Raw genomic sequence first — 23,143 nt, forward strand, 5'->3', positions numbered from 1 at the left:
CCATGCTTTAAGTGTAGCGAAAGGTCGCCACTGTTGTGACAACCTTCACGCGTCACGTCCATCCGGACGCAGTATTTTCAAAGATATTGGTTAATCTTGGCTTTGAGAATATCGATGGCGATGCGGTTCTTCCCGCCACGCGGCACGATAATGTCAGCGTATTGTTTGGATGGCTCAATAAACTGCAGGAACATCGGACGCACGGTCTTCTGATACTGGCTCATCACCGAATCCATGGAACGACCGCGTTCATTCACATCGCGCTTCATGCGACGCATCAGACAGATATCCAGCGGAGTATCCACGAAGATGGAGAAGTTCATCTCCTGACGCAGACGCGCATCGGTCAGCAGCAGAATGCCCTCAAGGATGATCACTTTTTTCGGCTTAAGATGAATACAGTCACTGGTGCGCGTGTGTTCAACGTAGCTGTAAACCGGTAACTCAATATCCTGACCCGCCTTTAACGCGCGCAGATGCTGCAACAGCAGATCGTGGTCCATGGCGCTGGGATGGTCATAGTTGGTTTTCACCCTCTCTTCCATGGTGAGGTGGCTCTGATCTTTGTAGTAGGCATCTTCGGGGATCACACCGATATGCTCGTCACCGACCTGGTCACGGATTTCACGATAGAGCGTGCTGGCGATAAGACTTTTTCCGGATGCGGATGCACCTGCGATGCCAACGATCACGCACTGATGAGACTTGTCAGTCATACTTTTTTAAGACCTGATAACTGGAGCCAATTGAAGCCGAAACCGCAATGGGCCGATTGAGAGGGTTAGTTGGCGGCAATTATAGGTATTTCACCTGTTTGATGCCAGAGAAATGGGCCCGCCGCTTTTCAGAATATCCCCTTTTGCAGCCAGATGCTTAATCGATACACTGTTCTCCTGCCTGAGTGGTGTACCACCCAGGTTGACTCAATAAAGCCCAAGGAAAAATATGAGTTGGAAAACCCTGACCTATTTTGGTGACAGCATGTTGCTGATCCCGACCGCCGTGATTATCGCGCTGGTGTTGCCGTGGAAAAGCGACAACCGCCAGACTGTCTGGTATTGGCTGCTCGCTTTTGGCCTGGCGGGCCTGCTGGTTAGCCTGTCTAAAATCCTGTTTCTCGGGTTTGGCATTGGCAGCGCCAGATTTAACTTCACCGGATTCAGCGGCCACAGCGCCATGTCAGCAACGCTTTGGCCGGTGATGATGTGGCTGGTTTCGGGCCGCTTCCCCACCTTTTGGCGCGCATTAACCATCGGTATTGGCTATCTGATCCCGATGATGGTCGGCCTGTCACGCCTCGTGATCCACGCGCACTCCTTCAGTGAAGTGCTCACCGGCCTGATGCTGGGCTTTACGCTGAGCAGTGCATTCCTGCTGACACAGCGCCGCACCGCCCTGAAGGGCTTCAGCCTGGCACAAGTGTGTGTCGCCCTGCTGGTGCCGCTGGTGTTGATGAGTCATGGCCGCGTTGCCACCACGCAGCAATTTCTTGAACGTTTTTCTGCCCACATCGCCGGATTAGAAAAACCCTATACGCGCGCCGATCTGTTTCGCGATTAATCTTTTTTCTGTCAGGGCCAAAACTTTCATTGAATCAGGGCTAAACTAGATTCTGCGCAGACATCTTATACAGATGTGCTAGCATGCAAAACAGAGAATGATTGGCGCATTTTTCGACGTGTAACGAATGCGCGCTGCTGGATTCGTGCATGACCCTGGAAATATTAACCTCACAGGATAGACCGCAAAGAAAATGGCTCAACGCACTGTTTCTGGGTGCATTGGCCTTTTTATTGACGCTATTTTGTCTCGAACTGATTGTGGTCAGCGGACGTATTTCCCCGCTTTGGTACTCCACCGCTCTGATGACGGTGGTGGTGTTCCGCGCCCCCTCAAAACATGTGCCGCTGTTGCTGCTAAGCTGTGTCATCGGCACCACGCTGGCCAACTTAATCGTCATTGGCCCGGCGCTGAGCAACATAAAGTTTTCCATTCTGAATATGGTACAGGCCATTCTGGGCGGCCTGATGTTGCGCGCGCTGCTTGACCGTAGAAATCCCCTTAACTCGCTACTCGACTGGGTGCGTTTCGCTGTTTGCGCCGGTTTGATTGCCCCCCTGATTGGCGGTGTGGTGGCAGTGTGGATGCTGCATGTGGGCCATCGCGCGTCTCTGCCCTTCTTTTCGACCTGGGTGATCTCCGAGGTGATCGGCGTACTGGCATTTGGACCCGTGCTGTTACTGTGGCCCAATAAGCCACTGCGCCAATTAATCAGCCCCGGCCATCAGCTGGAAACCCTGCTGACCCTGATCGTCACCCTGCTCGCCAGTTACTTATCGCTGCGATTTCTGCCGTGGCCGTTCACTTTTATCGTGGTGATCCTGTTTTGGTGCGCTGTGCGGCTACCGAAATTCGAAGCCTTTGTGCTGTTCTTCCTGAATGCGAGTTTCATCTCGATTCTGCTGGCGTTTAACTTTGTTAATCTGGCGCAAAACGGCTTGCTGCTTGGCCAGGTCAGCACCTGGCTGCCGTTCTTGTTAGTGCTTCTTCCCAGCCATGTCATGGCGCTGGTGATGGATGCGTTTCAGCGCGAAAAGCATCATATCAGCGAGAGTGAAGCCCGTTTCCGTAATGCAATGGAGTACTCGGCGATTGGCATGGCGCTGGTGTCGCCCAACGGTGGCTGGCAGCAGGTCAATCAGTCGCTGTGTCATACACTGGGCTTCCCGGCTGACGAACTGAAAAAACTCACTTTCCAGCAGATTACCCATCCCGACGATCTCCACAGCGACCTGCAGCAGCTGGAACGTCTGGTGGCGGGTGACATCATGACTTACACCATGGAGAAGCGCTATTTCCGCAAAGATGGCGAAATCGTCTGGGCGCGCCTGACGGTTTCCATGGTGCGCGATGCTGAATACCAGCCGCTCTATTTTATTGCGCAGATAGTCGATATTTCTGAACTCAAACAGAGTGAACAGGTGAATCGCCGCCTGATGGAACGCATCACGCTGGCTAACGAGGCGGGCGGTATCGGCGTGTGGGAGTGGAACCTGCTGAGCGGTGAGATGCTGTGGGATAAACGCATGTATGAACTGTTCGCGCTCGGCCCCCATCAGGTGCCCACCTATGACCTGTGGCTGCATCTGTTGGATCCCGCCGAACGTGAAAACGCCGCACTGACCGTGCAGCAGGCGATTGAACGACGCAGCGCTTTCCATTTGGAATATCGCGTCAATCTGCCCGGCGGCGCGCGCTATGTGCGCACCGAGGCAAACCGAATTCTCAGTCAGGATGGTCAAATCGAGCGCATGCTCGGCATCTGCCAGGACATTACGCCACTGCGCGCGCTCAACGAAGCGCTGTTCCAGGAAAAAGAGCGGATGGCGATCACCCTCGATTCGATCGGCGAAGCGGTGATCAGTACCGACGATGAGATGCGCGTGACCTTTATGAACCCGGTGGCCGAAACGCTGAGCGGCTGGCCGCAGGAAAAAGCAGCGGGAGTGGCGTTAAGCGAGCTGTTAAATATCACGCGCGGTGCTAACGGTCCGCGCGTAGAGAATTTGCTGCTGTGTGACTTACCGGGAGAAAAAACGTCACCGGACCTGGAAGAAGAGCTGGTGCTGCACACGCCAGAGGGGGTGCAGGTGGAAATTCACTACAGCATTACCCCATTGAAAACCCTCACCGGTGCCAGCATCGGTGCGGTGATGGTTATCCAGGATGTCAGTGAATCACGCAAAATGATGAAACGCCTCAGCTACAGTGCTTCGCACGATATGCTGACGCGGCTACCGAATCGCCATAGCTTTGAACAGCAACTGAAAAGCGTGGTGAACGATGCTGCGGCCAACAACACTCAGCATGTGCTGGTGTTTATCGACCTCGATAAATTTAAAGCGGTGAATGACAACGCAGGTCATGCGGCAGGTGACGCCCTGCTGCGTGAACTGGCGGAGCTGATGAAAAAACACCTGCGCAGCAGCGATCTGCTGGCGCGTTTGGGCGGCGATGAATTTGGCGTGCTGCTGCCGAACAGTCACGTTGACCAGGTGCGCGATGTGGTTCAGCGCATTGTCACTTCAGTCAACGAATACACCTTCCTGTGGCACGATCATCCTTATCATGTGGGCGCCAGCGCCGGGATCACGCAGATTGATCAGCACAACTGCATCCGCAATGTGGTGATGTCACAGGCGGATGTCGCCTGCTACAGTGCGAAACATGCGGGCCGTGGTCAATATCACGTTTATCAGGAAGTACAAATGTGATCATTGCCAGCCTGCGCTGGCTGCGCTAAAGTCGCCCCCTTTTTTCTGGCATGGGGGATAAAATGTTCATTGGATTCGATTACGGCACGGCCAACTGTTCTATCGCAGTCAGCGATAACGGTACACCGCGCCTGCTGACACTGGAGAAGGGTCAGCGCCTGCTTCCCTCCATGATTTGTGCACCCACGCGTGAAGCGATCAGCGAATGGTTGCACCGCCATCATCAGGTGCCGACACCGGACACCGAGGGTACCGCGCTGCTCCAGCGTGCCCTGCGCTATAACCGCGAAGAAGATATCGAAGTGACCGCGGCAAGCGTGCAGTTCGGCCTGACCGCGCTGCAACAATATATGGTGGATCCGGAAGAAGTGTGGTTCGTGAAATCACCGAAGTCTTTCCTTGGCGCCAACGGCCTTAAACCACAGCAAATCGCCTTCTTCGAAGATCTGGTGTGCGCCATGATGCTGCACATTCGCCAGCAGGGCGAAACCCAACTAGACCGTCCGATTGAGCAAGCCGTGATCGGCCGCCCGATCAACTTCCAGGGCCTGGGCGGCGAAGAGGCAAACCAGCAGGCGCAGGGTATTCTGCTGCGTGCGGCGAAGCGTGCGGGTTTCCGCGACGTGGAATTCCAGTTTGAACCGGTTGCCGCCGGGCTGGACTTTGAAGCCACGCTGGAGAAAGAGACGCGTGTGTTGGTGGTGGATATCGGCGGCGGTACGACCGACTGCTCGATGCTGTTGATGGGCCCAGAGTGGCGCAATAAAACCGACCGTCGTGAAAGTTTGCTGGGCCACAGTGGTTGCCGCGTGGGCGGTAACGATCTCGACATTATCCTCGCGTTCAAAACACTGATGCCTCTGCTGGGTCTCGGTGGTAACACGCAAAAAGGCACCGCCCTGCCCGCACTGCCGTGGTGGAATGCGGTGGCGATTAACGATGTTCCGGCGCAAAGCGACTTCTACTCTGCCGCGAGCGGTAAACTGCTGCGCGATTTGATTCGCGATGCCGAGCAGGGCGATAAAGTGGCGCACCTGCTGAAAGTGTGGCAACAGAAGCTAAGCTATCGTCTGGTGCGTGCCGCTGAAGAGAGCAAAATCGCGCTGTCCGAGTTGCCGGAGACCGAAGCGTCACTGGCGTTTATCGCCCAGTCATTGCAGGCTGAAATCAGTGCCGCCCAGCTGGAAGAAGCCATCAACCAGCCACTGGAGCGTATCCTGGAGCAAGTGCATCTGGCACTCGCCACCTGTGAAACCAAGCCGGAAGTGATTTACCTGACCGGCGGCAGCGCACGGTCGCCGGTGCTGCGTGCGGCATTACAGCAAGCATTGCCAGACACGCCGATTGCCGGTGGCGATGACTTTGGCTCGGTCACCGCCGGTCTGGCGCGCTGGGCAGAAGTGATGTTCCGTTAATCGCTACCGCGACCTGCTCCATCGCTCACCGCACTAGCGACTGACTCGCCGGCAGAGGCGAATGGCGTTGTGGCGCTATAGGTAAGCGACAAAAAAATGGCGGCCCATCTGGCCGCCATTTTCATGTGCATCCGCGAATCAGAAGTTAATATTCGCCGCGATGCCACCGACAAACGCATCTTTCACTTCGCTCACTGCACCCGGCGCCACCACATACTGCAGGTTCGGACGCAGCTGCAGCCATTTGGTCAGCTGAGCGTTGTAATAGATCTCATAGTTATACTCCGAGCCATCCTGAATCGGCAGATAGGTCGGGCTGTTGAAGTCAGTTTCGCCGTTAGCGTTGTTCTGCTCACGCAGCGAACGGGTATAGGCGCTGTTAACGTGAATACGCGCCGCACCGACACCGATTTCATCCTGTGGACGCGCATCAAACGGCCCTTTCCAGGTGAAACTGATGGACTGGTAATTGTCGGTTTTCGACGTTTTGTGGTCGTTCATCACCGCCTGCACCGTCACGCCCAAACCACGGCTGGCGTCCCCGCCTTGCGCTGTCAGCTGCTGTTGCAACAGCACATAACCGCCGTAGGCGTGATCCTGGCTCTGATAAGCCCCATCGCGCCAGCTGCCGTAGTTATCGCTGTTAGCTGACGAGTAGTAATACCCGATACGGTAGTTACCCGGCAGTTTGTCGGCACCGAAAGTCGGTTTCCAGCCCAGTTCCACCGGCACCATGTTGCCTTCAGAGTTGCTGGTATCCAGACGGAAGCCATCACCGCGATCGTAGTTGGCGCTGTTCTGGTTATAGAAACCGACCTGGAAGAACACTTCAGGTGTGATGTTGAATTTCACACGGCCGCCCCATTGGGAGACAGGCCAGTTGAACCAGCGATCTCCACGCCAGTTCCCCGCCTGACCACTACCAAAAGCAAGGTTCTGGAACTTACTGTCGAAGTTATCGAAATCTTCACCCACGGTGACACGACCGGCTTTCAGGTTAACCGCGTCATCAAACAGGCCTTTGCTCAACCAGAACTGCGTCAGGCGCCAGGTTTGTCCACGGCCGTACACTTCCTGCATTGAAGAGAGCATGCCCGTGCGACGGTCTGCGACCTGATCGGAGATGTTCTGGCCATTACGGTCAGTGATGGTCATCTGGAATTGTGCATCCTGCCAGTTCAGCAGTTTTTCCAGGTCAAAGTTGGCGCCAAACGCCCATTGATCGCTGTAGCGCATGGATGTGTTGGTATCCGCGCCGCCGCCGAGGTTAGAGGCGCTCTCCATGGTGTAGTTGACGTCGAATTTAATGCCGTCTTTTTCCAGCTGCGTTCGGGAACCACCCCAATCGCCAAACATGTAAGGTGAGTCATAGCTGAATGCATCAGCCGCCATTGCTGATGTACTCAACATCGGAAACATCAGGGTGCCCGCTGCCAGACGGGGCATATGCTGCACTGCTTTTTTTCTGTTCATGATCATTATTCTTTTGTGATGTGACGGGAAAGGATCGAACAGAGGATAGTGCTGGCGTTATGTCAATTTTTGCAAATATGTGCGCACTGATTGGAAGGGTGATAGTTAATTAACGCAACTGTGACAAGGGTCTATGAATGAATATCTTTTTACAGAAATGGCATTTTTTGCATGGCAAAAAAACAAAATAAAGCGGGACGCCGTCGCGTCCCGTGAGGATTACAGCTTACTGGCGCTCGCCAGTTCCTCGATCTCTTGCTTACTCAACTCTAACTCGGTGGCCTTCACCAATTCGTTAATCTGCTCAAGCGAGGTCGCACTGACGATCGGTGCGGTGATGCTCGGGCGCGCAATCTGCCACGCCAGAGCCACCTGAGTCGCTGACGCATCATGCGAAGCCGCAACATCCTCCAGCGCTTCAACAATGCGCTTGCCGCGCTCATTCAGGTACTTCTCTACGATGCCCTGCCCGCGTTTACTTTTGCTGGCGTCTTCCGGCTTTTTGTATTTGCCGCTCAGAAAGCCACTGGCCAGTGAGTAGTAGTTAATCACGCCGAGGCCATTTTTAACCGCCACCTGCTCCAGCCCGCTTTCATACTCCTGGCGGTCATACAGATTGTATTCTGGCTGCAGCGTTTCATAGCGCGCCAGCCCCTCTTTCTTGCTGATATCCAGCGCTTCCTGCAAGCGTTTTGCGTTGTAGTTGGAGGCGCCAATCGCGCGCACTTTTCCCTCTTTAATCAACGAATCAAAAGCTTTGAGGGTTTCAACCAGCGGCGTATCCTGGTCGTCACGGTGCGCCTGATAAAGGTCGATCACATCGGTTTGCAAACGACGCAGCGAATCTTCCACCGCCTGACGGATGTAAGCCGGTTTTAGCCCGGTTTTCTCCGGAGACAGTTCCATCCCCACTTTCGTCGCCAGCACGATACTGTCGCGCTTGCCGCTTTTTTTCAGCCATTTACCCATGATAGTTTCAGACTCGCCCCCTTCATTACCGGGTGCCCAGCGCGAATAAACGTCCGCGGTATCGATAAAGAACAGCCCTTTTTCCACCAGCGCGTCGAGCAGTGAGAACGAGGTTTTCTCGTCGACTGTCCAGCCGAAAACGTTGCCGCCAAAAGTGAGAAGCGGAACCTGAATACCACTGTCGCCAAGCTGACGGGTTTTCTGTTGACTCATTTTGTTCTCCTTATTGAAACGAGACATGACTGCCTTTGAGCTTAGCAAAGGAAATCGCTGCGCTTATGCGTTTTCCTGCCAAAATGTTTATGTAATATGAATACTTAGCGCCTCAGGGGCGATATTCTTAATTCCTTCAATTTTTGCCCGGTACGGGCGACTACAATCATTTCGTTTGCGAAACAGCCATTTTGCTTTCGCATTTGGGGAATACGAAACCGCTGGAGAGCACGCAAGCAGATGAACAGTCGACTGAAAACAAGCCTGATAACTATCGTCGCGGTCGCCGCACTGGCCGGTGGATATTACTGGTGGCAGCATCCTGCGGAACCGAGTAAACAGCCGCAAGCCGAGGGCCAGCAACATCATGGTCGCGGCGCCGGCGGCGCCAATCGCCGTCCTCTGGCACCGGTGCAGGCGGCTGCTGCAACCACCCAAAGCGTGCCCTACTATCTCAGCGGACTCGGCACCGTGACCGCCGCGAATACCGTCACGGTACGCAGCCGTGTTGACGGCCAGCTGATGGCTTTACATTTCCAGGAAGGTCAGCAGGTGGCAGCGGGTGCACTGCTTGCCGAAATCGATCCCCGCCCGTATCAGGTCGCGTTAATTCAGGCCCAGGGACAGCTGGCAAAAGATCAGGCCACGCTCGCCAATGCACGTCGCGATCTGAGTCGCTATGAAAAACTGGCGAAAACCTCACTGGTGTCGCAGCAGGAACTGGACACACAACGCTCGCTGGTGAGTGAAACGCTGGGCACGATTAAAGCCGATGAAGGTAACGTCGCCAGCGCGCAGCTTAATCTCACCTACAGCCGCATTACCGCGCCGATCGCCGGTCGCGTCGGGCTGAAGCAGGTTGATGTCGGTAATTACATCACTTCTGGCGATACCACTGGCTTAGTGGTGATCACCGAAACCCATCCGATTGACGTGGTGTTCAGCGTCGCCGAAAACAACATTAGCCAGATTCTCAAGGCACAGAAAAGTGGACAGCCGTTGATTGTCGAAGCCTGGGATCGCAGTAACAAAACCTTGCTCACCAGCGGCACGCTGCTCAGCCTCGATAACCAGATTGATGCCACCACCGGCACCATCAAACTCAAAGCGCGCTTCGATAATCAGGATGATGCGCTGTTCCCCAATCAGTTCGTCAACGCGCGCCTGAAAGTGGACACGCTGCAGGATGCGGTGGTTATCCCAACGGCTGCGCTGCAAATGAGCAACGACGGCCACTTTGTCTGGGTGGTCAACAGCGAAAACAAAGTGAGCAAGAAGCGCGTGACGGCGGGCTTGCAGGACAGCCAGAAAGTGGTGATCAGTGCCGGGCTCGACGCCGGTGAGCGCGTGGTCACTGACGGATTGGACCGTCTGACCGAAGGTGCCACCGTTGAAGTGGTATCACCGCAAAGTACCGCCACACACAGCACGCGCGCCGCCCAGCCTGCGCGCGGAGAGCGTCAATAATGCAGGCGATGCCCCCAGACAGCAGTGGCGGCCCGTCACGCCTGTTTATTCTGCGCCCAGTGGCGACCACGCTGCTGATGATTGCCATTCTGCTGGCGGGCGTGCTCGGTTACCGCTTTCTGCCGGTATCGGCGCTGCCCGAAGTGGATTACCCGACGATTCAGGTGGTCACGCTCTATCCCGGCGCCAGCCCGGATGTGATGACGTCCTCGATTACCGCCCCGCTTGAGCGCCAGTTCGGCCAGATGTCAGGGCTGAAGCAGATGGCATCGCAGAGTTCCGGCGGTGCCTCCGTGGTGACCTTGCAGTTCCAGCTTTCCCTCTCTTTGGATGTTGCCGAGCAGGAAGTACAGGCGGCGATCAACTCTGCCACCAATCTGCTGCCCAGCGATCTGCCCAACCCGCCGGTTTACAGTAAGGTCAATCCTGCCGATCCACCGATCATGACGCTCGCCGTCACCACCACCAGCATGCCGCTGACGCAAGTGCAGGACATGGTCGAAACGCGCGTGGCGCAGAAAATTTCGCAGGTCACCGGTGTAGGCCTGGTGACGCTATCCGGCGGACAGCGCCCGGCGGTACGCGTGAAAATGAATACCCAGGCGCTGGCCGCATTAGGCTTGACCAGCGAAACCGTGCGCACCGCGATTACCAACGCCAACGTCAACTCCGCCAAAGGTAGCCTGGATGGCCCAACGCGCTCGATTACGCTGGCGGCCAATGACCAAATGACCTCGGCCGAAGATTACCGCAAGCTGATCATCAGCTATAACAACGGCGCGCCGGTCCGCTTAGGCGATGTTGCCAGCATTGAACAAGGTGCGGAAAACAGCTGGCTCGGGGCCTGGGCTAACCGTCAGCAGGCAATTGTGCTCAACGTACAGCGCCAGCCGGGCGCCAATATCATCGCCACCGCTGACAGTATTCGTACGCTGCTGCCCTCCCTTACCGCCACACTGCCCAAATCGGTGGACGTGAAACTGCTCACCGACCGCACCACCAACATCCGTGCATCGGTGGCGGATACGCAGCACGAGCTGATGCTGGCGATTGGTCTGGTGGTAATGATCATCTATCTGTTTCTGCGTAACGTGCCTGCCACCATCATCCCGGCCGTGGCCGTGCCGCTGTCGCTGGTCGGGACGTTTGCGGCGATGTATTTTCTTGGCTTCTCGATCAATAACCTGACGCTGATGGCACTCACCATTGCCACCGGCTTTGTGGTCGATGACGCCATCGTGGTGATCGAGAACATCTCGCGCTATATCGAAAAAGGCGAAAAGCCGATGACGGCGGCGCTGAAAGGCGCGGGCGAAATCGGCTTCACCATTATCTCCCTCACCTTCTCGCTGATTGCAGTGCTGATCCCGCTGCTGTTTATGGGCGATGTGATTGGTCGCCTGTTCCGTGAGTTTGCGGTGACGCTGGCAGTGGCGATACTGATCTCCGCCGTGGTGTCGCTCACGCTGACGCCGATGATGTGTGCACGCATGCTCAGCGCCGAATCGTTGCGCAAACAGAATCGCTTCTCGCGCGCCAGTGAAGCGATGTTTGATCGGGTGATTGCCGGTTATGGCCGCTGGCTAACCCGCGTGTTGCAACATCCATGGATCACTTTGTCGGTGGCGCTCGGCACCCTGCTACTCACAATAGTGATGTGGATCGCCATCCCGAAAGGCTTTTTCCCGCAACAGGACAACGGCATTATTCAGGGCACCTTACAGGCGCCGCAGTCGGTGTCGTACAGCAGCATGGCGGAACGCACGCGCGATGTGGCGTCGATCATTATGAAAGATCCGGCAGTGCAGAGCATGACGTCGTTTGTCGGCGTCGATGGGACTAACGCGGCACTGAACAGCGCGCGTTTGCAGATCAATCTCAAACCCCTCAGCGAGCGCGATGACCGCATTCCCGCGGTGCAGAAACGCCTGCAGCAAGAGATTGATAAAGTACCTGGCGTCTCACTGTGGCTGCAGCCCGTGCAGGATTTGACCATTGAAACCCAGGCGAGCCGCACGCCGTATCAGTTCACGCTGCAATCGGGCTCGCTGGAATCACTCAGCACCTGGGTACCGAAGCTGCTGGCACAACTCAATAGCTTGCCGCAGCTGCGTGACGTCAGCAGCGACTGGCAGGATCAGGGGCTGGAAGCCTTTATCCGCGTCGATCGCGACAGCGCCAGCCGTCTCGGTATCACCATGGCGGATGTCGATAACGCGCTGTACAACGCCTTCGGTCAACGATTGATCTCCACCATTTATACCCAGGCCAATCAGTATCGCGTGGTGCTGGAGCAGAACAATGAGCAAACGCCGGGGCTGGCCAGTCTCGACGGTATTCGACTGACCAGCACCGACGGCGGCAGCGTTCCGCTCAGTGCCATCGCGCAGATCGAAGAGCGTCATGCGGCGTTGAGCATTAACCACCTCGATCAATTCCCGTCAGCCACCTTCTCGTTTGATGTCGCCGAAGGCTATTCGCTGGGCGAAGCGGTGAAAGCCATCAGTGCAGCCGAAGATCAGGTCGGCATGCCGGCCGAAATGATGACGCAGTTCCAGGGCAGCACGCTGGCGTTTGAAGCGGCGCTCACCAGTACCGTGTGGCTGATTATCGCGGCGGTGGTGGCGATGTATATCGTGCTCGGCGTGCTGTATGAGAGCTTTATCCATCCGATCACCATTCTCTCCACGCTGCCAACAGCGGGTGTGGGCGCGCTGCTGGCGCTGATGCTGAGCGGCAATGAGCTGGATATTATCGCCATCATTGGCATTATCTTGCTGATTGGTATCGTGAAGAAAAACGCCATCATGATGATCGACTTTGCGCTGGCCGCCGAGCGTGAGCAAGGTATGGCACCGCGTGACGCGATCTATCAGGCCTGTTTACTGCGTTTCCGTCCGATTCTGATGACCACCATGGCGGCACTGCTCGGTGCGTTGCCATTGATGTTGAGCACCGGTGTTGGCGCTGAACTGCGCCATCCTTTAGGCATTGCCATGGTCGGCGGCTTGATCCTCAGCCAAATCCTGACGTTGTTTACCACGCCAGTGATCTATCTGCTGTTTGACCGACTGGCCCACGCCACGCGCCGTCGCTTTAAGCGTTCTGAGGCGCAGCCGTGAAGTTCTTCGCACTGTTTATCCATCGGCCAGTGGCGACCACGCTGCTGACGCTGGCGATTGCGCTTGCCGGTATTCTCGGTTTCCGCCTACTGCCGGTGGCCCCGCTGCCGCAGCTGGATTTCCCGGTGATAGTGATTACCGCTTCGCTGCCCGGCGCGTCGCCTGAAACTATGGCGGCTTCGGTCGCCACGCCGCTGGAACGTTCGCTGGGGCGCATTGCCGGTGTCAGTGAAATGACCTCCACCAGTTCACTCGGCAGCACGCGCGTGATTCTGGTGTTTGATTTTGACCGCGACATCAACGGCGCAGCGCGTGACGTGCAGGCCGCGATCAACGCCGCACAAAGCCTGCTGCCGACCGGCATGCCGAGCCGTCCGACCTATCGCAAAGCGAACCCGTCAGATGCACCAATCATGATCCTGACGCTGACCTCGGACATTTATAATCCCGGTCAGCTGTATGATTACGCTTCAACGCAACTGGCGCAGAAGTTGTCGCAGATTCAGGGCGTCGGTGATGTGACCGTGGGCGGCAGTTCGCTGCCTGCGGTGCGCGTCGATCTCAACCCGCAGGCATTGTTTAATCAGGGCGTATCATTGGATGCGGTACGTACCGCCATCAGCAACGCCAACCAGCGCCGTCCGCAAGGAGCGATTGATGATGTGCAGCAGCGCTGGCAGGTACGCACCAACGATGAACTGCAAACCGCCAGCGAATATCAGCCGCTGGTGGTGCATTACAGCAATGGCGCAGCCGTCCGCCTGAGCGATGTCGCCAACGTGCAGGATTCGGTGCAGGATGTGCGCAACGCCGGGATGACCAATGGCAAACCGGCGGTGCTGCTGGTGGTGCGCAAATCGCCGGATGCCAACATCATTGAAACCGTGGATCGAATCCGCAGCGAGATGCCGCTGCTGCATGAAGTGATCCCCGCCGCCATCGATTTACAGATCGCTCAGGACCGTTCCCCCACCATTCGCGCCTCGCTGCAGGAAGTGGAGCAGTCATTGATGATTGCCGTCGCGCTGGTGATTCTGGTGGTGTTTGTCTTCCTGCGGGATGGGCGCGCCACCCTAATCCCTGCCGCCGCCGTGCCGGTTTCGCTGATTGGCACTTTCGCCGCCATGTATCTGTGCGGTTTCAGCCTCAACAACCTGTCGCTGATGGCACTCACCATCGCCACCGGATTTGTCGTCGATGATGCGATTGTGGTGCTGGAAAATATCGCGCGTCACGTTGAAGCAGGGATGAAACCGCTACAGGCGGCGCTAACCGGCGTGCGCGAAGTGGGCTTTACCGTGCTGTCGATGAGTCTGTCGCTGATTGCTGTGTTCCTGCCGCTGCTGATGCTGGGCGGCATTATTGGGCGCTTCTTCTCGGAATTTGCCATCACGCTGTCGGTGGCGATCCTGATCTCGCTGTTTATCTCCATCACACTGACGCCAATGATGTGCGCCTACCTGTTGAAACCGCAGGAAAAGCGCAGCCAGCCGCGCACGCGGGGTTTTGCCAAAGTGATGCTGAGTGTGCAAAACGGCTACGCGCGCTCGTTGGGATGGGTGCTGAACCACGCCATCTGGGTACTGATGCTGCTACTCGCCACCGTTGGGCTGACCGTGTATCTGTTTATCTCGATCCCCAAAACCTTTATGCCGGAGCAGGACACCGGACGACTGAACGGTTTTATCTCGGCAGATCAGAGCATTTCGTTCCAGGCGATGCGCGGCAAGTTGCAGGACTTTATGAACATCATCAAGGCCGATCCGGCGGTGGATAACGTCACTGGCTTTACCGGCGGTTCGCGCACCAACAGCGGTTCGATGTTCGTCTCGCTCAAGCCGCTGTCGGAGCGCAGTGAAAACGCCCAGGAAGTGATTGCACGCCTGCGCACCAAGCTGGCGAAAGAGCCTGGCGCCAACCTGTATCTCAACGCGGTGCAGGATATTCGCATCGGTGGACGTGAATCCAATGCCAGCTATCAGTACAGCTTGCTGTCGGATAATCTCGCCGACCTGCGTGAGTGGGAGCCGAAAATTCGTCAGGCATTTGCCGCGTTGCCGGAGCTGGTGGACGTGAACTCCGATCAGCAGGACAAAGGCAGCGAGATGGATCTGACCTACGATCGTGAAAGTATGGCGCGACTGGGCATTGAGGTTTCAACTGCCAACGCGCTGTTGAACAATGCTTTCAGTCAACGGCAGATCTCTACCATTTATCAGCCGCTGAACCAGTACAAGGTGGTGATGGAGGTCGATCCGCGCTACACCCAGGATATCAGTGCGCTGGATCAGATGTTCGTGATCAACAGTGATGGCAAAGCGATCCCGCTCAGCTGGTTCGCCAAATGGCAGCCCGCCAATGCGCCACTGTCGGTGAACCATGAAGGTTTGTCTGCCGCCTCAACCATTTCGTTCAACCTGCCGGAAGGCGTGTCGTTATCTCAGGCTTCTGAGGCGGTTGAACGCACCATGACGGCGCTCGGTGTGCCCCCCAGTGTGCGCGGCAGTTTTGCCGGCACCGCGCAGGTGTTCGAGCAGTCGCAATCCAATCAGCTGTATCTGATGCTGGCAGCGATTGCCGCGGTGTATATCGTTCTGGGGATTTTGTACGAGAGCTATGTGCATCCGCTGACCATCCTCTCGACTTTGCCCTCGGCGGGCGTCGGGGCGCTGCTGGCGCTGGAACTGTTTAATACGCCGTTCAGTTTAATTGCGTTGATTGGCATTTTGCTGCTGATCGGCATCGTGAAGAAGAATGCCATCATGATGGTGGATTTCGCGCTGGAGGCACAGCGCAACGGCAATCTCAGCGCGCGTGAAGCGATCTTCATGGCGTGTCAGCTGCGCTTCCGCCCGATTCTGATGACCACGCTGGCCGCGCTGTTTGGTGCACTGCCGCTAGTGCTCACCAGCGGCGATGGTGCCGAACTGCGCCAGCCGCTGGGCATCACCATTGCAGGCGGATTGGTGATGAGCCAGCTACTCACTCTCTACACCACGCCGGTGGTGTTTCTGATGATGGATAAGCTAAGTCGGCGTAAAAAAACGGCATTGATTACCGAATGACCATGCTATACACCTTTGCTACATAGCATAAAGCGAGTAAACTTTATCCAGTCACTATGAAGGAGGTTTATATGTCTCAAGGTACCGTGTTTACCAATAATCGTACGCAAAACGTGCGTATTCCTGCTGACGTGCGCTTTCCAGACAACGTGAAAAATGTCACGGTGCGTGCGATTGGCAAAGAGCGCATTCTCACACCAATAGAAAACGCCTGGGATAGCTTTTTCCTCGATGGCCCCAGCGTAAGCGATGATTTTATGAATGAACGTGCGTCACAGGAGCAATCTGACAGGGAAGATTTTTAATGCATCGCTATATGCTGGATACCAACATCGTTATCTATGTCATCAAACGCCGCCCGATTGAGGTTTTAGAACGCTTTAATGCCAACGTCGGGCGCATGGTCATCTCATCGATTACGCTTGCTGAACTCGTTCATAGCGCGGAAAAAAGTGCTTTTCCTGAAAGGAATCTCCGCATTGTTGAAGACTTTATTTCGCGTCTGGACGTGCTCAGTTACGATCAAAAGGCAGCATTTCATTACGGCTCGATCCGCGCTGAGCTTGAAAAGAAAGGCACACCCATTGGTCTGAATGATTTGCACATCGCTGCACATGCGAGAAGTGAAGCGCTAACACTTATTACCAACAACCTGCGCGAATTTTCACGGGTGAACGGGTTAATCAGCGACAACTGGCTTTAATACAACGGTACTCTCCATGAACTCGCAAAATGCCACCGTGCGCTGGCAGCTGTGGATCGTCGCCTTCGGCTTCTTTATGCAGGCGCTGGATACCACCATCGTGAATACCGCCATCCCTTCGATGGCGCGCGACCTCAACGTCAGCCCACTCAACATGCATTCGGTGATCGTGTCGTATGTGCTCACGGTGGCGGTGACACTGCCGATCAGCGGCTGGCTGGCGGACCGCTTCGGCGTGCGCAACATTTTCTTCTGCGCCATTGTGCTGTTCAGCATCGGATCGGTGCTGTGCGCCTTCTCCACCTCACTCGATCAACTGGTGATGGCGCGTGTGGTGCAAGGCGTGGGCGGTGCAATGATGGTGCCGGTGGGGCGTTTGACCGTAATGAAAATCGTGCCGCGCGAACAGTACATGTCGGCGATGACCTTTGTCACCACGCCCGGTCAAATCGGTCCGCTGCTCGGCCCGGCGCTGGGTGGGATTTTGGTGCAGTACGCCAGCTGGCACTGGATTTTCCTGATTAACATTCCGGTGGGCATTATCGGCGCGATTGCCACCCTAATGCTGATGCCCAATTACACCATGCAGACCAAACGCTTTGATTTCCTCGGCTTTGTGCTGCTGGCGGTTGGCATGGCAACGTTGACGCTGGCGCTCGACGGCCAACGCAGCACCGGCGGTTCCCCGCTGCTGCTCGGCATGTTGATTCTGGTCGGTGTGTTCTCCCTGCTGTTCTACCTGATGCACGGCCGCAATAACGACAATGCGCTGTTTAGCCTCAAGCTGTTCGACAACCGTATTTATTCGATTGGCCTGCTCGGCAGCTTCACCGGCCGTATCGGTAGCGGCATGCTGCCGTTTATGACACCAATCTTTCTGCAGGTGGGCCTCGGCTACAGCCCATTTCACGCCGGATTGATGATGATCCCGATGGTGCTGGGCAACATGGGCACCAAACGCGTGGTGGTGCGCATCGTGAATCTGTTCGGCTACCGCAATGCGCTGGTCGGTGCGACAGTCGCGCTGGCGCTGGTGGTATTGCTGTTCCCGGCTGTGGCGCTGCTCGGTTGGGTGTGGATGCTGCCGGTGGTTCTGCTACTGCAAGGGATGGTGAATGCCATCCGCTTCTCTTCAATGAATACTTTAACGCTGAAAGAGTTGCCGGATGATTTGGCCTCCAGCGGCAACAGCCTGCTCTCGATGATCATGCAGTTGTCGATGAGTATTGGCGTCACGGTGGCCGGATTACTGCTGGGTGCCTTCGCACACGGTGCCGTGACCAACAGCGCCGCCGCGCATCAAACTTTTATTTATACCTATCTGTGCATGGCGTTAGTGATTGTGTTGCCGGCACTGGTGTTCTGGCGCGTACCCAAAGATGTGAGTAAGAACGTGGATCTCAGAGGCAGGAGAAAAGCATGAAGCAGCCGGTGAAACTCGGCATTGGCGCCAAGCTGTTTGTGGCGATTTTTTCCACCTGTATGCTGGTGATCATCACCATGCACTGGGGCGTACGCCTCAGCTTTGAGCATGGCTTTGTCGATTACATCAAAAAGGGCAATGAGCAACGCTTAACCCTCTTGAGCGATGCACTGGCGGATCAGTACGAGCAGCACGGCGACTGGGATTTCCTGCGGAACAACGATCGGCTGATTTTTACCATTCTGCGTTCGATGGAACAAAATCCCGGCAGCAGTACGCAGCTACCGCCACACGGCTGGCGCACCCAATTCTGGATTATTGATCAGCAGTATAAAGTGTTGTCCGGGCCGCACTCGCCGGTGCCGCCGGAAGGCACCCGTCGCAACATCACCACCAGCACGGGCAAAGTGGTGGGTTGGGTGATCGCCTCGCCCGCTGAGCGGCTAACGCGCAGCACCGATATCAACTTTGATCTGCAGCAGCGGCGTACCAGCTGGATGATCGTCACGCTCACCACGCTGCTGGCGGCGCTGGTCACCTGGCTGCTGGCGCGTGGCTTGCTCGCCCCGGTGAAACGGCTGGTGGATGGCACCCACGAGCTGGCGGCAGGTAAATTTTCCACAAGGGTGGAAGTGGGCAGCAGTGATGAAATCGGCCAGCTGGCGCGTGATTTTAACCAGCTCGCCAGTTCGCTGGAAAAGAACGAAAGTAACCGCCGCGCTTTTATGGCCGATATCTCCCACGAACTGCGCACGCCGCTGGCGATCATGCGCGGTGAGCTGGAAGCGATGCAGGATGGTGTGCGCAAGCTGACGCCGGAAGCCATCACCTCACTGCAGAGCGAAGTGGTGGTGCTGACCAAACTGGTGGACGATCTGCATCAGCTGTCGTTGTCTGACGCGGGCGCCCTCGCCTATCGTAAACAGCCGGTGGATGTGGTGAATCTGCTGGAAGTGGTGGCGGGCAGCTTCGGCGAGCGCTATCGCAGCCGGGATTTGACGCTCACTCTCGCACTGCCGCCCAAAGCGGAAAGCTTTGGCGATCCCGATCGATTAATGCAGTTGTTCACGAATCTGCTGGAGAATAGCCTGCGTTACACGGATGCCGGTGGCGAAGTACGGGTCAGCCTGCAGCAACACGGCGAATACTGGCAGTTACGCTTTGCGGATAGCGCGCCTGGCGTGGACGCTGAGCATCAGGCACATCTTTTTGAGCGTTTTTTCCGGGCTGAAAGTTCACGCAATCGCGCCAGCGGCGGCTCTGGATTGGGTCTGGCGATCTGTAAAAACATTGTTGAAGCACACAGCGGCAGCATTTCTGCGGATCACTCTGATTTAGGTGGGCTGCAAATCGCGCTAAACTTGCCGTATGTTCCTCACCAGAAATAGCTTATGAGCCCGGATAATCACGATCCACTGATCCTTGTTGTTGAAGATGAACCCAAACTGGCGCAGCTGATGATTGATTATCTGCAGGCGTCCAACTATCGCACTCATCATATTGCGGATGGCAATGAGGTGCTGAGCTATGTGCAGCACTCGCCGCCGGATTTGATGCTGCTGGATTTGATGCTGCCAGGCCGTGATGGCTTAACGCTGTGCCGCGAGATCCGCCGTTTCTCTGAGCTGCCGATCATCATGGTCACCGCGCGCACCGAGGAGATTGACCGCTTGCTGGGGCTGGAGATTGGCGCAGACGATTACATCTGCAAGCCTTTCAGCCCGCGTGAAGTGGTGGCGCGTGTGAAAACCATTCTGCGCCGCGTAAAACGTTCGCCGGAAGAGGCGCAACTCGCCTCGCATCTGCTGATTGATGAAGGACGTTTTCAGGCCAGCTGGCGCGAACAGCAACTGGAACTGACCCCTGCTGAATTCCGCTTGCTGAAAACCCTGGCGCTGGAGCCGGGTAAAGTGTTCTCGCGCGAACAGTTGCTGAACCATCTTTATGACGATTATCGCGTGGTCACCGACCGTACTATCGATAGCCATATCAAAAACCTGCGTCGTAAGCTGGAAAACCTCGATGCGGAACAGCCGTTTATTCGCGCGGTGTACGGCATGGGTTATCGCTGGGAAGCGGACGTCTGTCGCCTGATGTAGCGCTTAGCTTGATGTAGATCAATTTACTTCAGCGGCGGCCCTGCCTACAATTCCCCACCTTTTGCAGGGCCGTTTGATGCGGCTCGTGCACCTGCCATCGCCGATGGCATGCTGACCTGACATCAGTGAGATTTCCCTCCATGTTTAAACCCGAACTCCTTTCTCCAGCGGGATCGCTGAAGAATATGCGCTATGCCTTTGCCTACGGCGCTGACGCGGTGTATGCCGGTCAGCCGCGCTACAGCCTGCGCGTACGCAACAATGAATTCACCCACGAAGTACTGGCCAAAGGCATTGAAGAAGCCCACCAGCTGGGCAAGAAATTCTACGTGGTGGTGAACATCGCGCCGCATAACGCCAAGCTGAAAACCTTTATCCGCGACCTGACACCGGTGGTGGAGATGCAGCCCGATGCGCTGATCATGTCCGATCCCGGCCTGATTATGCTGGTGCGCGAAGCCTTTCCTGAGATGCCGATTCATCTGTCAGTGCAGGCGAATGCGGTGAACTGGGCGACCGTGAAGTTCTGGCAGCAGATGGGGCTGACCCGCGTGATCTTGTCGCGCGAGCTGTCGCTGGATGAGATTGCAGAAATTCGCCAGCAGGTGCCAGAGATGGAGATCGAGATCTTCGTGCACGGCGCGCTGTGTATGGCCTATTCCGGCCGCTGCCTGCTGTCGGGTTATCTCAACAAGCGCGATCCTAATCAGGGCACCTGCACCAACGCCTGCCGCTGGGAATATAAAGTGGAGGAAGGCAAACAGGATGAGGTGGGCAATATTGTCGGTTTCCATCAGCCGGTGGAGGTGCAGGAGCCCACGCTGGGCGTTGGCGCGACGACCGACCGCGTATTTTTGTTAGAAGAGAAGATGAAGCCTGGTGAAGTGATGAGTGCTTTTGAAGATGAGCACGGCACTTACATCATGAACTCAAAGGATTTACGCGCGGTGGCCCACGTCGAGCGCCTGAGCCAGATGGGCGTGCATTCATTAAAAATTGAAGGCCGTACCAAATCTTTTTATTACTGTGCGCGCACCGCGCAGGTGTATCGTCGCGCCATCGATGATGCGGCAGCCGGCAAGCCGTTCGATCCGGCGCTGCTGGAGACGCTGGAAGGTCTGGCGCATCGCGGCTATACCGAGGGTTTCCTGCGTCGTCATACTCATGACAGTTATCAGAACTATGAGCAGGGTTTCTCCGTTTCCGAACGCCAGCAGTTTGTCGGGGAATTTACCGGTGAGCGTCGCGGTGACTGGGCGCAGATCGCGGTGAAGAATAAGTTTCTGCTCGGGGATTCCGTAGAGATCATGACGCCGCAAGGCAATCTGAACTGTACGCTGGAATCGATGCAAAATGATAAAGGCGCGGCGGTGGAGGTGGCACCGGGCGATGGGCATCGCGTGTGGATCCCGGTACCAGAATCGGTGGATCTGGCCTTTGCCTTGTTGATGCGTAATTTTACTGATGGCAATAGCACCTACGATCCGCACGGAAAAAAGCGCACATAATGAAAAGAAAGGCGCGAAGTTAGAACAGGATCACAGACCGCCGCTGCGCCTCGCTTTAGAATCCCGCCTGCTGCTAACGAGTAACAATAAACAGCAGGTAGTACCAGGAACCACCTCATTCACCCGCCCGGCTCCCCCGTGCGGGTTTTCTTTTTTTCATCGCCCGCCGATAAAGTTCCCTGTCCAGCTATGCTATAACCACTGCATCGTATTTCGCCTCAAGGAACTGATTATGCAAAACAAACCACTGACGCTGCTGATCCTCAATGGAAAAGGCGCGGGCAATGAAGATTTGCGTGCGGCGGTTAATACGCTGCGTGAGGAAGGCTTTAATCTGGCGGTGCGCGTGACCTGGGAAAAGGGCGACGGCGACCGTTACGTGCAGGAAGCGGTGGCGTTGCAGGCTGAAACCGTGGTAGCCGGTGGCGGCGATGGCACCATCAATGAGATCGCCACGGCGCTGGCGGCGGTGGCTGCAGAGCAGCGTCCGGCGCTGGGTATTCTGCCGCTTGGCACGGCCAATGATTTCGCCACCAGCGTCGGTATTCCAGCGGAGATGGAACCGGCACTGCGTCTGGCGGTGTTGGGCAAAGCCAGCGCGATTGATTTGGCGCGCGTGAATGGCGATCGCTATTTTATCAATATGGCCACCGGCGGCTTTGGCACGCGTATCACCACGGAGACGCCGGAGAAATTGAAATCGGCTTTGGGCGGCGTGTCGTACTTTATTCACGGTTTGATGCGGGTGGATGCGCTGAAGCCGGATAGTTGTGAGATCAGCGGACCGGGCTTTGCGTGGCAAGGCGATGCATTGGTGATCGGCATTGGTAATGGTCGTCAGGCGGGTGGCGGGCAGAAGTTGTGTCCGGATGCGTTGATCAATGATGGGCAGCTGAATCTGAGCATTGTGACCGCGCAGGAGCTGTTGCCAACGCTGCTGCATTCGCTGACGCGCAATGATGAGAACCCGAATATTGTCTCGGCGCAGTTGCAGTCGCTACGCATTCGCTCCCCGCATGAGATGACGTTTAATCTGGATGGCGAGCCGTTGACCGGCAGCGAATTTGAAATTGAAGTGATGCCCGGCGCGCTGAGCTGCCGTCTGCCGCCGCAGTGCCCACTGCTGGCGTGATGTTTGTCAGTTGAGAGGCAGGTGATAAGCTGTCTGGGTTGCAGGCGGTAACACAGTCTGGGTTGCAGGCGGTAAGACAGTCTGGGGTGCAGGCGGTAACGCAGTCTGAGTTGCAGGCGGTAACGCAGTCTGGGGTGCAGGCGGTAACGCAGTCTGAGTTGCAGGCGGTAACGCAGTCTGGGTGCCGTTCTGGGCCTGGCGGTCCTCGCGCCGCTGACGCGGTACCTTCACTTCACTCGTCAGCCTGACGGACCGGCGCAGACGGAACATCCCTGTTCCG

General features: G+C 56.3%; 16 protein-coding genes. 13 read left to right on the top strand and 3 right to left on the bottom strand.

The window, feature by feature from the left end; genetic code table 11:
• Positions 1 to 77: 77 nt before the first annotated feature.
• A complete protein-coding gene (gene udk / locus VH86_RS06705) occupies positions 78 to 716 on the bottom strand; it encodes a uridine kinase (protein ID WP_034824830.1) in 639 nt (212 codons plus the stop codon).
• Between the two features lie 229 nt (positions 717 to 945).
• Here udk and VH86_RS06710 point away from each other — a divergent pair, with 229 nt between their 5' ends.
• The 3 genes from VH86_RS06710 (at position 946) to yegD (ending at position 5,689) form a co-directional block, all read left to right on the top strand.
• Entirely contained in the window at positions 946 to 1,560 is a 615-nt protein-coding gene (locus VH86_RS06710) for a phosphatase PAP2 family protein (protein ID WP_045832327.1), read from the top strand.
• A 149-nt stretch (positions 1,561 to 1,709) separates the two neighbouring features.
• Positions 1,710 to 4,274: a diguanylate cyclase gene (locus tag VH86_RS06715; protein WP_052696564.1), complete on the top strand. Its 2,565-nt coding sequence runs from the start codon at positions 1,710 to 1,712 to the stop codon at positions 4,272 to 4,274.
• Between the two features lie 62 nt (positions 4,275 to 4,336).
• The gene (yegD, locus tag VH86_RS06720) at positions 4,337 to 5,689 is read left to right on the top strand and encodes a molecular chaperone (RefSeq protein WP_038645930.1); all 1,353 of its coding nucleotides are present in this window, start codon (positions 4,337 to 4,339) and stop codon (positions 5,687 to 5,689) included.
• A gap of 138 nt (positions 5,690 to 5,827) precedes the next feature.
• On the opposite strand, the gene VH86_RS06725 is transcribed toward yegD, so the two are convergent.
• Positions 5,828 to 7,168: a carbohydrate porin gene (locus tag VH86_RS06725; RefSeq protein WP_045832328.1), complete on the bottom strand. Its 1,341-nt coding sequence runs from the start codon at positions 7,166 to 7,168 to the stop codon at positions 5,828 to 5,830.
• A 213-nt stretch (positions 7,169 to 7,381) separates the two neighbouring features.
• Complete coding sequence (locus tag VH86_RS06730) at positions 7,382 to 8,344, bottom strand: aldo/keto reductase (RefSeq protein ID WP_045832329.1); 963 nt, start codon at positions 8,342 to 8,344, stop codon at positions 7,382 to 7,384.
• A 240-nt stretch (positions 8,345 to 8,584) separates the two neighbouring features.
• Here VH86_RS06730 and VH86_RS06735 point away from each other — a divergent pair, with 240 nt between their 5' ends.
• The 10 genes from VH86_RS06735 (at position 8,585) to yegS (ending at position 22,863) form a co-directional block, all read left to right on the top strand.
• A complete protein-coding gene (locus VH86_RS06735; protein ID WP_038645922.1) occupies positions 8,585 to 9,811 on the top strand; it encodes an MdtA/MuxA family multidrug efflux RND transporter periplasmic adaptor subunit in 1,227 nt (408 codons plus the stop codon).
• Positions 9,811 to 12,933, top strand: a complete 3,123-nt coding sequence (locus tag VH86_RS06740) for an MdtB/MuxB family multidrug efflux RND transporter permease subunit (protein WP_045832330.1) — start codon at positions 9,811 to 9,813, stop codon at positions 12,931 to 12,933. Before VH86_RS06735 ends, VH86_RS06740 begins: the two co-directional genes overlap by 1 nt.
• Complete coding sequence (mdtC, locus tag VH86_RS06745) at positions 12,930 to 15,998, top strand: multidrug efflux RND transporter permease subunit MdtC (protein ID WP_045832331.1); 3,069 nt, start codon at positions 12,930 to 12,932, stop codon at positions 15,996 to 15,998. Before VH86_RS06740 ends, mdtC begins: the two co-directional genes overlap by 4 nt.
• Before the next feature lie 71 nt (positions 15,999 to 16,069).
• Positions 16,070 to 16,303 carry a type II toxin-antitoxin system VapB family antitoxin gene (gene vapB / locus VH86_RS06750; RefSeq protein ID WP_034824846.1) on the top strand — a complete coding sequence of 78 codons (234 nt, stop codon included), beginning with the start codon at positions 16,070 to 16,072 and terminating at the stop codon, positions 16,301 to 16,303.
• Positions 16,303 to 16,701 (top strand): tRNA(fMet)-specific endonuclease VapC, encoded by a 399-nt coding sequence (gene vapC / locus VH86_RS06755; RefSeq protein ID WP_045832332.1) that lies wholly within the window; start codon positions 16,303 to 16,305, stop codon positions 16,699 to 16,701. Before vapB ends, vapC begins: the two co-directional genes overlap by 1 nt.
• A gap of 16 nt (positions 16,702 to 16,717) precedes the next feature.
• Entirely contained in the window at positions 16,718 to 18,124 is a 1,407-nt protein-coding gene (locus VH86_RS06760) for an MFS transporter (RefSeq protein WP_045832333.1), read from the top strand.
• Positions 18,121 to 19,512, top strand: a complete 1,392-nt coding sequence (baeS, locus tag VH86_RS06765) for a two-component system sensor histidine kinase BaeS (protein WP_045832334.1) — start codon at positions 18,121 to 18,123, stop codon at positions 19,510 to 19,512. Before VH86_RS06760 ends, baeS begins: the two co-directional genes overlap by 4 nt.
• Positions 19,513 to 19,515: 3 nt before the next feature.
• The gene (gene baeR, locus VH86_RS06770; RefSeq protein ID WP_038645906.1) at positions 19,516 to 20,223 is read left to right on the top strand and encodes a two-component system response regulator BaeR; all 708 of its coding nucleotides are present in this window, start codon (positions 19,516 to 19,518) and stop codon (positions 20,221 to 20,223) included.
• Positions 20,224 to 20,363: 140 nt separating this feature from the next.
• Positions 20,364 to 21,731, top strand: coding sequence for a tRNA 5-hydroxyuridine modification protein YegQ (gene yegQ, locus VH86_RS06775; RefSeq protein ID WP_038645904.1), 1,368 nt, complete (start codon positions 20,364 to 20,366; stop codon positions 21,729 to 21,731).
• A 232-nt stretch (positions 21,732 to 21,963) separates the two neighbouring features.
• The gene (gene yegS / locus VH86_RS06780; protein ID WP_045832335.1) at positions 21,964 to 22,863 is read left to right on the top strand and encodes a lipid kinase YegS; all 900 of its coding nucleotides are present in this window, start codon (positions 21,964 to 21,966) and stop codon (positions 22,861 to 22,863) included.
• Positions 22,864 to 23,143: the final 280 nt, after the last annotated feature.

The sequence above is a fragment of the Pantoea sp. BL1 genome, assembly GCF_000963985.1.
In the GTDB taxonomy this organism is placed as follows: Bacteria; Pseudomonadota; Gammaproteobacteria; order Enterobacterales; family Enterobacteriaceae; genus Pantoea; species Pantoea rwandensis_B.